We start from the raw sequence: 12514 nt of genomic DNA, 5'->3' as shown, positions 1-12514 counted from the left end.
TTATTACTCCTGCATGGTTAAACCCGCCAGACACTCTTCCACCGTACTGATTGTGGCAAAACGCCCGGTCAACACCGTTTCAGTACGGTGGTGCAATGCATCGCTGCCCAGCGTAACCCCTTGCCATGTCATGGCAAATGTCAGTGTGGCTTCACTAACAAATGTCACTTTGTACCCCAGGTCGGACGCCACCCGTGCCGTGGTTTCACAGCACTGTTCAGTGCGCATACCACAGATAATCACATGGCCGATATTCTGGCGACGCAGCCAGTTATCCAGCCCGGTATCGGTAAAAGCATTATGCACGTGTTTATGAAAAGTCGTGGCGGGTTTATGGGTTAAAAACGGCATCGGCATGACAAAACCGGACTCAATTGAGAACGGCCCGCTGTCATCGACATGGAAAATATCCACCACCGGGATCCGGTGCTCAGAACAACCCGCTATCAGCGTATTCATGTTCCGGGAAAAATCAGCAAAATTACTGTCTTCCCAGAAATCACGCTGGAAAAAGGAACATTGAGTATCGATATTCAGTAATGCGCTACGTGCCATGGTCATTCGCCTCATTTGGAAACCTGAAGCTATTCTGGCAAGAAAAAATTACCTGGCGAATACCAAAAACGGACAGAACAGGGGTACGGGCGGACAAGCGGGAAACAGGAACGGGGTCAGCATAAAAAAACGGCGGCGCAGGGCTGAATTCGCCCGGCACCGCCGGTTATGCTCAGAAGGCTTGCATAGTCACACCATCAGTGGCGCAAGCTGCCGGTAGATCTGGCGGAAAGTTTCTCTGCGCGCCGCATACTGTTGGTTACGCGGTACATCCGGGTGGTGGCGCTGCTCCAGCGGCAACTGCGGCAATAATGCCGTTAACGGTGCACCTGGGTTTAGTGCCACCTGTGCCAGCCTTGCCGCCCCCAGCGCCGGGCCAACATCGCCCCCGGTGCGATAATCCAGTACCTGGCCACTGATATCTGCCAGCATCTGCCGCCAGTAAGGGCTGCGGGCACCACCGCCAATCAGAGTGATGCTTTCAGGGCTCAGCCCGCAACTGTGCACCACGTCCATACCATCTGCCAGGGCATACCCCACACCTTCCAGCACCGCCCGTGCCAGTTCCGCCGGGCCATGCTGGTGTGTCAGGCCAAAAAAGACACCTTTGGCAGCAGGATTATTATGCGGAGTACGTTCGCCGGAAAGATAAGGTAAAAACCACAGCGCGCCTGCTGTGTCACTGGCCTGTTCTGCCGCTGCCAGCAAAGCAGGAACTGAAGGCTGCCCGGTTAATTTTGCGGCCCAGTCCAGGCAGGAAGCGGCACTCAGCATAACTGACATTAGGTGCCAGCGTTCCGGTAAAGCATGGCAAAAGCTGTGCACTGCGCTTTCAGGCTTACTCAGAAAACCTTCACTGACAGCAAAGTAAACCCCGGACGTGCCTAATGACAACATCGCCTGCCCGGCATCCACCATACCAACCCCAACAGCCCCGCAAGCGTTGTCACCGCCACCAGCAATAACCGGCACCACCGGCATGTGCCAGGCGTCGGCGAGGCCAGCATGCAGTTCACCTGTAATCTCATTACCTTCATACAGTGCAGGCATGTTATCGCGCGTCAGGCCGCAGGCCGCCAGCAGTTCATCGCTCCAGTCACGCCGTGCGACATCCAGCCACATGGTCCCTGCTGCGTCGGACATATCGCTGGCATAATCACCTGTCATACACAGACGCAAATAGTCTTTGGGTAACAGTACTTTATCTATCTGGCGAAAAATTTCCGGCTCATGATTTTTCACCCACAACAGCTTGGGCGCAGTAAACCCGGGCATCATCAGGTTGCCAGTAATTCTGCGGGAAGACGGCACCGCCTGCTCCAGTTGCACACACTCAGCAGCACAACGCCCATCGTTCCACAAAATCGCCGGGCGCAGGATGTTTTGTTGATTATCCAGCAACGTTGCGCCGTGCATTTGCCCGGTCAGGCCGATTGCCTTTACACCCTGCAAAGCGTGCTGGCGGCCTAATGCTTTCATCGCCCGGTCGGTTGCCGCCCACCATTGCAGGGGATCCTGTTCCGACCACAACGGGTGTGGCCGCGACACTGCCAGCGACTCGGTTTGGGTTGCTAACAGGGCTCCTTCTTCACTTAATAAAATGGCTTTAACGCCAGATGTACCTAAATCAATACCAATATACATTTGCGCCACACCCTCCCGGCAATAAACAGCGTGCATAGCCCCGACAGGCAGATAGCACAGAGGATACGCCAGCACACACCGCGTATCCTCCCGCCTGATTTTATCAGGGCGCTTTCTGGCAGCCCTGGCCCTTAACGGTCAAACAACCAGGTATTCACCAGGTTTTCCAGCAGCTCCTGGTGGCCGCTTTGGTGTTGCGGTGCCAGGTTATGCTGTGCTGCATATTGCGCAATTTGCTCCAGGCTGAGCTGGCCCTTCAGCACTTGCTGACCAAACTCGCTATTCCAGCCTGCGTAACGTTTCGCAACGCGTTTATCCAGCTCACCATCTTCCACCATGCGCGCCGCTACTTTCAGCGCCAGCGCCATGGTATCCATGGCACCAATATGGCCATAGAACAAATCATATTTATCGGTACTCTGGCGGCGTACTTTGGCATCAAAGTTCAGGCCGCCCGTGGTAAAGCCACCCGCTTTGATAATTTCATACATCACCAGCGCATTCTCTTCCACGCTGTTCGGGAACTGATCGGTATCCCAGCCCAGTTGCGCATCGCCACGGTTAGCATCCACCGAACCAAAGATACCCAGAGCAATAGCCGATGCGATTTCATGGTGGAAGCTGTGACCAGCCAGCGTGGCATGGTTTGCTTCAATGTTAACTTTGATCTCTTTTTCCAGACCAAACTGTTTGAGGAAGCCATACACCGTTGCCACGTCGTAATCGTACTGGTGCTTGGTAGGTTCCTGTGGTTTAGGTTCAATCAGCAGTGTTCCCTGGAAACCAATTTTATGTTTATGTTCCACCACCATTTGCATGAAACGCCCAATCTGTTCACGCTCCTGGCGTAAATCTGTGTTGAGCAGGGTTTCGTAACCTTCACGCCCACCCCATAACACATAGTTTTCGCCACCCAGCTTATGTGTGGCGTTCATGGCATTAACAACCTGTGTGGCTGCCCAGGCGAAGACTTCCGGGTCCGGGTTGGTGGCAGCACCGGCACCGTAGCGCGGGTTAGTAAAGCAGTTGGCGGTGCCCCACAGCAGTTTCACGCCGCTCTGTTGCTGTTTTTCCGCCAGCACGTCAACCATTTGCTGGAAATTACTCTGGTAGGTCTTAAGCGAATCGCCTTCCGCAACCACATCCACATCATGGAAGCAGTAGTAAGGCACACCCAGCTTTTGGAAAAACTCGAAGGCGACATCGGCTTTCTGGCGCGCAACAGCCACCGCATCACCGGGATGCTGCCACGGGCGGTCAAACGCGCCCACACCGAACATATCTGCGCCATTCCAGCAGAAGGTGTGCCAGTAGCAGGCAGCAAAACGCAGGTGATCTTCCATGCGCTTACCTAATACAAGCTCATCAGGGTTATAGTGGCGAAATGCCAGAGGGTTAGTGGTTTTAGGGCCTTCGTAACGCACCCGTTCAAGTTGGTCGAAATAAGCTTGCATAGTGGACTCCGTAATCAAGTAAAGGAGGTATTAACAACCATGCATTCATCCTGGTTACTCCAGGCAGCTTCCTCAATTACGTTATTTCACACTGCGATTAAGAGAATACCCAACTGTGCGCCAGCTCTCAAAATAACACTTTATTAATACCTGAGAGCCGGTTTCTATTTTCAGATGAAAACATAATTATGGCGAATATATGAAACAGGATCTCCATCATAAAACCAACAATTAAACCAAAAAACATAATAGCAAGATAAAAATAGGTAATTGCAAGCTTACGCCTCCACGATAACAATTCCCCTCGTCTGCAGATGTTAATTATTCTTTAAATCCCTCAATCCTACATAAACAAACAGGCATTAAGACCATGAAGATAAAGAACATTTTACTAACAATCTGTGCTTCCGTACTACTTACTACCAGCCTTAACAGCCTGGCGAAAGAGATAAAAATCGGCATGGCCATTGACGATTTGCGTCTGGAACGCTGGCAAAAAGACCGCGATATCTTTGTTAAAAAAGCAGAATCCCTAGGTGCATCTGTATTTGTTCAATCCGCCAATGGGAATGAAGAAACACAGATGTCACAAATTGAAAATATGATAAATCGCGGTGTGGATGTCCTGGTCATTATTCCTTACAACGGACAAGTCTTAAGCAACGTAGTTGCCGAAGCCAAACAAGAAGGCATTAAAGTTTTGGCCTATGACCGCATGATTAATAATGCCGATATTGATTTTTACATCTCTTTTGATAATGAAAAAGTAGGAGAACTGCAGGCACAAAGCCTGGTTGATAAAGTGCCTCAAGGCAATTATTTTCTGATGGGGGGATCCCCGGTAGACAATAATGCCAAATTGTTCCGTGCCGGGCAGATGAAGGTATTAAAACCCTTTATTGATAGTGGAAAAATTCATATTGTTGGCGACCAGTGGGTGGATGGATGGCTACCTGAAAATGCGCTGAAAATTATGGAAAATGCGCTGACAGCCAACAAAAATAACATTAACGCAGTTGTTGCCTCTAACGATGCCACGGCAGGCGGAGCCATTCAGGCGCTGGCCGCACAAGGCCTGGCTGGCAAGGTCGCCATTTCCGGGCAGGACGCAGACCTGGCGGCAGTTAAACGTATCGTAGCTGGCACACAAACCATGACGGTTTACAAACCTATCACCCAACTGGCAAATACCGCTGCGGAAATTGCCGTTGAACTGGGTAATGGTAAACAGCCACAATCAAACGCTACATTAAACAACGGTATGAAAGATGTCCCTTCCCGTTTATTAACACCAATTCCAGTGAATAAAAGCAATATTGAAGACACAGTCATAAAAGACGGTTTCCACAAACAAAGCGATCTCTGAACGCCGGGCCCGCGCATGCGCGGGTAACCGCTTTTGCCTGAGGCAAGCATATCGAGGAACAGCGTTATGCCTTATTTGCTGGAAATGAAAAATATTACCAAAGCGTTCGGTACGGTAAAGGCTGTGGATAACGTCAGCCTGGCACTTAACGCAGGTGAAATTATGTCGTTGTGCGGGGAAAACGGCTCCGGAAAATCCACATTAATGAAAGTGTTGTGCGGCATTTACCCTTACCCCACCTGGCAGGGTGAAATCTGGTTTGCTGGCGAGCAACTCAAACCCGCCCATATTCGCGACACCGAACAGAAAGGGATTGCCATCATTCACCAGGAACTGGCGCTGGTAAAACACCTGACCGTACTGGAAAACATCTTTTTGGGTAATGAAATTACACAGCATGGCGTAATGGATTACGACACAATGACGGTCAAGTGTGAAAAATTACTCAACCAGGTGAGCCTGGCTATTTCGCCTGACACCCGGGTAGGGGATTTGGGGTTAGGCCAGCAGCAACTGGTCGAAATTGCCAAAGCCCTGAATAAACAAGTGCGCCTGCTAATTCTGGACGAACCCACAGCGTCACTGACCGAGCAGGAAACCGCCATTTTGCTGGGGATAATTCGCGACCTGCAAAACCACGGTATTGCCTGTATTTATATTTCCCACAAACTTAATGAAGTCAAAGCGATATCTGACACCATCTGTGTGATTCGTGACGGGCAACATATTGCCACCCGCGATGCCGACCAGGTAGAAGAAAACGACATTATCGCCATGATGGTTGGCCGGGAACTCACTGCGCTTTACCCCAGTGAACCTCACCAGACCGGCAAAGAAGTCTTACGGATTGAACACCTCACCGCCTGGCACCCGGTTAACCGCCATATTAAGCGGGTGAATGATATTTCCTTCAGCCTGCACAAAGGCGAAATACTGGGCATCGCCGGGCTGGTTGGAGCCGGGCGCACCGAAGCCGTACAGTGCCTGTTTGGCGTCTGGCCCGGGCGCTGGCAGGGCGATATTTTTATTGAAGGGAACAAAGTAGCGATTCGCCGCTGTGAACAGGCCATTGCCCACGGTATCGCAATGGTGCCGGAAGACCGGAAAAAAGATGGCATCGTGCCAGTCATGGCGGTAGGGCAAAACATTACCCTGGCGGCCCTGAGCCAGTTCTCAGGCACGCTCTCCACCCTGAATGATGCTGCAGAACAACACTGTATAGAGCAATCAATCCAGCGCCTGAAAGTGAAAACCTCGTCTGCAGAACTCGCTATTGGCCGGTTAAGTGGCGGTAACCAACAAAAGGCGATTATTGCCCGCTGCCTGTTGCTCAACCCACGAATTCTGATACTGGATGAACCCACCCGCGGCATTGATATCGGTGCCAAATATGAAATCTACAAACTGATTAACCACCTGGTGCAACAGGGTATCGCCGTCATTGTTATCTCATCTGAACTGCCTGAAGTGCTCGGTCTGAGTGACCGGGTGCTGGTCATGCATGAAGGGCAACTCAAAGCAAACCTGGTTAACCATAACCTGACACAAGAACAGGTGATGGAAGCCGCACTGAGGAGCGACCACCATGTCGAAAAGCAACTCGTCTGAAATGAAACTCACGGCGCCGGGCTCATCCCCCTTCTCCGGGCTGAAATCACTGAACCTGCAAGTCTTTGTCATGATTGCCGCCATTATCGTCATCATGCTGTTCTTTACAGCCATGACTGATGGCGCATATTTGAGTGCCCGTAATATCTCCAACCTGTTACGCCAGACCGCCATTACCGGTATTCTGGCGGTCGGGATGGTGTTTGTGATTATCTCGGCGGAAATTGATTTATCTGTCGGCTCCATGATGGGCCTGCTGGGTGGTGTGGCAGCTATTTGTGATGTCTGGCTGGGCTGGCCTCTGCCACTGACAATTATCACCACACTGGTGCTGGGCCTGCTGCTGGGGGCCTGGAACGGGTGGTGGGTAGCCTACCGCAAAGTGCCGTCATTTATTGTTACCCTGGCGGGTATGCTGGCTTTTCGCGGGATCCTGATTGGTATTACCAACGGGACCACCGTTGCCCCCACCAGCCATGCCATGTCGCAAATTGGCCAGAGCTATTTGCCCGACGGTATTGGCTTTACCTGCGGAGCCCTGGGTCTGATGGCGTTTATCGCCTGGCAATGGCGCGGGCGTATGCGCCGCCAGTCTATGGGCCTGGGTGTACCGGCATCAGCATCTGCGGTGGGCCGCCAGTCGCTCACTGCCGTAATTGTGCTGGGAGCCATTTGGCTGCTCAATGATTACCGCGGCGTGCCAACGCCCGTGCTGTTGCTTACCCTGCTACTGCTGGCCGGCATGTTTATGGCTACCCGCACGGCGTTTGGTCGCCGGATTTATGCAATTGGTGGCAACCTGGAAGCCGCACGCCTGTCCGGTATCAATGTTGAGCGCACCAAAATGGCTGTATTTGCCATTAATGGTCTGATGGTTGCGGTGGCCGGTCTTATCCTGAGCTCAAGGCTCGGGGCTGGCTCACCTTCCGCCGGGAATATTGCCGAGCTTGATGCCATTGCGGCCTGCGTGATTGGCGGCACCAGCCTGGCTGGCGGGATTGGCAGTGTGGCAGGCGCAGTGATGGGGGCATTTATTATGTCTGCACTGGATAACGGCATGAGCATGATGGATGTCCCGACATTCTGGCAGTACATCGTTAAAGGTGCCATTTTGCTGCTGGCGGTATGGATGGACTCGGCAACAAAACGCCGCGCATAAATTTATTAATCTGCAAAAGATCACACAAAGCCTGGGCATTCACCCCGGCTTTGTGTGTCTTGTGGTATTCAGGGAAGGACTTATCACCAGGAATAACGAAAATGTTTGAGAAACGTCATCGCATTACGCTGTTATTCAATGCCAATAAAGCCTATGACCGCCAGGTCGTCGAAGGCGTGGGTGAATATCTGCAGGCCTCTCAATCTGAATGGGATATTTTTATCGAAGAAGATTTCCGTACCCGTATCGATAATATTAAAGACTGGCTGGGCGATGGCGTCATCGCGGACTTCGACGACCCGGAGATTGAAACATTACTGGCAGGCACCACGGTGCCCATTGTCGGCGTGGGTGGCTCTTACCATGACCCGGCGCAGTACCCTCCGGTGCACTATATTGCCACGGATAACTACGCTTTAGTGGAACAGGCCTTTCTGCACCTTAAAGAGCGCGGAGTGAACCGTTTTGCTTTTTATGGTTTGCCTGCATCCAGCGGTAAACGCTGGGCCAGTGAACGGGAATATGCCTTTCGCCAGTTAGTGCAAAAAGAGCAATATCGTGGCGTCATTTACCAGGGTCTGGAAACTGCGCCAGAAAACTGGCAACACGCACAAAACAGGCTGGCAGACTGGTTACAAACCCTGCCACCGCAAACCGGGATTATCGCCGTCACAGACGCACGGGCGCGCCACCTGCTCCAGGCCTGTGAACACCTGCACATTCCTGTGCCTGAAAAATTGTGTGTGATTGGTATAGATAACGAAGAACTGACACGTTATTTGTCGCGCGTGGGGTTGTCATCCGTTGCCCAGGGAACCCGGCAAATGGGCTACCAGGCGGCCCGGGTACTACACCGCCTGCTCGACCACGAAACACCGCCCCTGCAACGAATCCTGGTGCCACCAGTGCGGGTGGTTGCCCGGCGTTCAACTGACTTCCGTTCACTGCATGACCCGGCAGTCATTCAGGCTATGCATTACATTCGCAACCATGCCTGCAAGGGAATTAAAGTTGAACAGGTGCTGGATGCAGTCGGCATTTCCCGTTCAAACCTGGAAAAACGCTTTAAAGAAGAAGTGGGGGAAACCATCCATTCGGTGATTCACAGTGAAAAGCTGGAAAAAGCCCGCACACTGCTGATCTCGACCAGCCTGTCGATTAACGAAATTTCCCAGGTATGTGGTTACCCGTCATTACAGTATTTCTACTCTGTATTTAAAAAGGGTTACGACACCACACCCAAAGAGTACCGGGATGTACACAGCGAAATGTGCTGAACCGGGCTTATGCTGGTGAACATAAAGAAAATGCCAGCCCACATTACTGTGAGGCTGGCATTGTCAGATATCAGCGTTGTTGTTGCTGGTTATCAGTAAGTATTCAGCAACTGCTTGTTACTCTGGAACATAGCAAACAGGTAGTTGTTATAACTGCTGCCCTTGGTGGAGTAACCTTCCAGTTTGTGAATCATGTTCGCGGCAGTTAACTCCTGGTCTGCCCGGCGTAACTGCGAACGTGACTTACGGAATGAGGAGTAAGCCGGGTGTGTATTCAGGTTGCGCACATACGCCTGCACGGATTCATCTACAGATGAAAACTGTGAATACCCTTTCACTGTACCCTTAGCACCTGAGCAACTACGCCCACATTTCATGCCAAACAGATTATTATTCACACGCGCCAGCTTTGATGTCCCCCAGCCGCTTTCTGCCGCAGCCATGGTTGCCACCATATTGGTCGGGATAATATCGATGCGATCCAGTAAAGTATTCCACGGCACACGGCGCGTATCACCCCGCCAGGACACATTATACTGGCGAGCCAGCCCTTTCAGGCGAGTGCGCTCGGCAGCCGTCCAGTGCCCGGCATAGCGTTTTTGCTGCAACCATTCACGGTCAGCAAGAATTACATCATTCTGGCGGTTGATATACGGCATTACAGTCCGGAGAAATGCTTTCTTTCTTGCTGCTCCGGAAGGGTATTTTCGCAAATCAGGAAGTGAACTGCTTGCACTATTGCGAGAATACTCTTGTTTACTACTAACCGCCTGCTTACTGCCATGAACCTTTGTTACATGAGGCTTATGATTCGTTGTTGTTTCATGTTTCTTTGCCAGAACCCCGCCGGAAAATCCCAGGGTGAAACACATCAGAATCGTCGCCCCGTATCGTCGTATACGTGTCGACATCATCAGGTCTCCAGGTCGGATATCATTTTTCCAACACCTTATTTTTTAAAATAAATAAACAATCAGCAGCAAATTATAGCAAAAGTAGCGCATTTTTGCACCTTCGGGGAATAGTACAAATCCGAAAGGTTGTTATGAGGAATAATCTTATCGCAGAAAAAAATAGGGAAAAAATGGCGGCAGTTCGCATAAATAGCGAAAAATTGTGTCTGAAGTTCTCCCCCCTGCGTCTCATCCCCCTTCACGTTTACTTCAGGATGAACCGTTGTTTTTTTCGCCATGCCAGACTGAGCAGAAAAAACCAGGATATTCCGATGAAAATAAAATACCTTGCCCTACTGCTTTTCCCGGCCACCAGTGCACTGGCAGGCTGGAACGCCCCCGGATTACCTGAATTCAGGGAAACACACCCAGGCCAGTTTCAAAGCCAGGGCGCGCTGAAAAAAGGTGCGCTGCCGCTTGCCCTGCACCAGGGTGACCAGTGCTGGCAACCCGCTGAAAGTATCAAGCTAAACCAGATGTTGTCGCTGGAACCCTGCACAGGCACACCGCCACAATGGCGCCTGTTCCGCGATGGCACCTATCATGTGCAGGTAGATACCCGCTCCGGCACGCCCACCCTGTTGCTCAGTATCGACAGCACCACCGCAGCGCCACAGAATGTCACCCGGCAATGCCCGCGCTGGGATGGTAAACCGCTTACCGTTGATGTCAGCAGCACCTTCCCGGAAGGCTCAACGGTGCGTGATTTCTACAGTGGCGCTACCGCAACCGTCCACCAGGGCCATGTCACGCTAATGCCTGCCGCCAATAGCAACGGCCTGTTGCTGCTGGAAAGCGCAGAAACCCAACAGACAGCGCCGTTCTCCTGGCATAACGCAACCGTCTACTTTGTGCTGACAGACCGCTTTGTTAATGGCGACCCCAGTAACGACCACAGCTATGGGCGCAAATCCGATGGCATGCAGGAAATTGGCACCTTCCACGGCGGCGACCTGAAAGGGCTGGCCAGCAAGCTCGACTATTTACAACAGCTGGGGGTGAATGCCCTGTGGATAAGCTCACCACTGGAGCAAATCCACGGCTGGGTTGGGGGCGGTACCAAAGGTGATTTCCCGCATTATGCGTACCACGGTTACTACACCATGGACTGGACCCGGCTGGATGCCAACATGGGCACAGAAGAGGACTTACGCCACCTGGTAGAGGGTGCCCACCAACGTGGTATTCGGGTACTGTTTGATGTGGTAATGAACCACACAGGCTACGCAACACTTGCGGATATGCAGCAATACCAGTTCGGCGCACTGTATCTCAAAGGTGCTGAGCGGGACAAAATCCTCGGCAAAAACTGGACCGACTGGACACCCGGCCCAGGCCAGACCTGGCACAGCTTTAATGACTACATCAACTTCAGTGACAAAAACGCCTGGCAAAAGTGGTGGGGGAAAGCCTGGGTGCGCACGGATATCGGCGATTACGACAGCCCGGGCTATGACGACCTGACCATGTCACTGGCTTTTCTGCCCGATATCAAAACTGAATCCACCACACCTTCCGGGTTACCGGTCTTCTATGCACATAAGCCGGATACCCACGCCACAGCCATTGCCGGTTACACACCACGTGATTACCTGACTCACTGGCTCAGCCAGTGGGTGCGAGATTACGGCATTGATGGCTTTCGGGTCGATACCGCAAAACATGTAGAAATGGCGTCCTGGCAACAACTAAAAAACCAGGCAACCGATGCGCTCAAAGCCTGGAAACAGGCCAATCCCAACAAAAAACTGGATGATGCCCCTTTCTGGATGACCGGTGAAGCCTGGGGGCACGGCGTTATGCAAAGTGATTATTACCGCAACGGCTTTGATGCCATGATCAACTTCGACTACCAGGACCAGGCATCCGGTGCCAAAGACTGCCTGGCATTTATGGACATGACCTGGCAGCACATGGCCGAAAAACTGCAGGGCTTCAATGTGCTCAGCTATCTGTCTTCTCACGATACCCGCCTGTTCCGTGAAGCAGGCCAGCGCAATGCAGAGCTGTTGCTGCTGGCCCCGGGTGCCGTACAAATCTTCTATGGCGATGAAACCGAGCGCCCCTTCGGCCCAACCGGTTCAGACCCACTGCAGGGCACGCGTTCACAAATGAACTGGCAGGATATTAATGGCAAAGAGGCGCTGACCCTGGCACACTGGCAAAAGCTGGGGCAATTTCGCGCCCGCCACCCGGCAATTGGTGCCGGGGTACAAACCACGCTTCACCAGGCGCGGGGCTACAGTTTTAACCGTGTGCTGGGCGATGACAAAGTGATGGTGGTCTGGGCCGGTAATCAATAACCGGGTACAAGGCGATACCCGGGCTGGCAAGTGCCGGCGCGGGTATTTACTGCTAATCACGCACCGGCAAAAAAAGCGCAGGGGAAGATATAGCAAGTTTGTTAAGCAAAATACTCCACGATATATTCTGCTGGTTTTACCCATTCCCTCGGCATTTATTTCACCAGACAACAGAGTTATCTGGTTTGCACATCG

Annotated in this window: 9 protein-coding genes; 5 read left to right on the top strand and 4 right to left on the bottom strand. The window is 52.1% G+C overall.

Annotation, left to right across the window (positions count from 1 at the left end):
- Positions 1-3 precede the first annotated feature (3 nt).
- From DT73_RS08570 to xylA, 3 genes are all read right to left on the bottom strand, one after another.
- Positions 4-555: a cysteine hydrolase family protein gene (locus DT73_RS08570; RefSeq protein ID WP_036107080.1), complete on the bottom strand. Its 552-nt coding sequence runs from the start codon at positions 553-555 to the stop codon at positions 4-6.
- Positions 556-744: 189 nt separating this feature from the next.
- Positions 745-2199, bottom strand: a complete 1455-nt coding sequence (xylB, locus tag DT73_RS08565; RefSeq protein ID WP_036107167.1) for a xylulokinase — start codon at positions 2197-2199, stop codon at positions 745-747.
- A gap of 131 nt (positions 2200-2330) precedes the next feature.
- Positions 2331-3653, bottom strand: a complete 1323-nt coding sequence (xylA, locus tag DT73_RS08560; protein WP_036107078.1) for a xylose isomerase — start codon at positions 3651-3653, stop codon at positions 2331-2333.
- A 370-nt stretch (positions 3654-4023) separates the two neighbouring features.
- On the opposite strand from xylA, the gene xylF reads away from it, so the two are divergent.
- The 4 genes from xylF (at position 4024) to xylR (ending at position 9063) form a co-directional block, all read left to right on the top strand.
- On the top strand, positions 4024-5019 hold the full coding sequence (gene xylF, locus DT73_RS08555; RefSeq protein ID WP_036107076.1) for a D-xylose ABC transporter substrate-binding protein: 996 nt from the start codon (positions 4024-4026) through the stop codon (positions 5017-5019).
- Between the two features lie 66 nt (positions 5020-5085).
- Positions 5086-6627, top strand: a complete 1542-nt coding sequence (locus DT73_RS08550; RefSeq protein ID WP_036107073.1) for a xylose ABC transporter ATP-binding protein — start codon at positions 5086-5088, stop codon at positions 6625-6627.
- Positions 6605-7786, top strand: coding sequence for a xylose ABC transporter permease XylH (gene xylH / locus DT73_RS08545; protein ID WP_036107071.1), 1182 nt, complete (start codon positions 6605-6607; stop codon positions 7784-7786). The genes DT73_RS08550 and xylH overlap by 23 nt, the downstream gene beginning before the upstream one ends.
- A 101-nt stretch (positions 7787-7887) precedes the next feature.
- Positions 7888-9063 carry a D-xylose utilization transcriptional activator XylR gene (gene xylR / locus DT73_RS08540; RefSeq protein ID WP_036107068.1) on the top strand — a complete coding sequence of 392 codons (1176 nt, stop codon included), beginning with the start codon at positions 7888-7890 and terminating at the stop codon, positions 9061-9063.
- 92 nt (positions 9064-9155) lie between these two features.
- On the opposite strand, the gene DT73_RS08535 is transcribed toward xylR, so the two are convergent.
- Positions 9156-9977 (bottom strand): protein bax, encoded by an 822-nt coding sequence (locus DT73_RS08535; RefSeq protein ID WP_072006921.1) that lies wholly within the window; start codon positions 9975-9977, stop codon positions 9156-9158.
- 311 nt (positions 9978-10288) lie between these two features.
- Here DT73_RS08535 and DT73_RS08530 point away from each other — a divergent pair, with 311 nt between their 5' ends.
- Positions 10289-12319: an alpha-amylase gene (locus tag DT73_RS08530; RefSeq protein WP_036107062.1), complete on the top strand. Its 2031-nt coding sequence runs from the start codon at positions 10289-10291 to the stop codon at positions 12317-12319.
- Positions 12320-12514 lie beyond the last annotated feature (195 nt).

Source organism: Mangrovibacter sp. MFB070 (assembly GCF_000705335.1).
Taxonomy (GTDB): Bacteria; Pseudomonadota; Gammaproteobacteria; order Enterobacterales; family Enterobacteriaceae; genus Mangrovibacter; species Mangrovibacter plantisponsor.
This window is presented reverse-complemented; position numbering and strand designations above follow the sequence as displayed.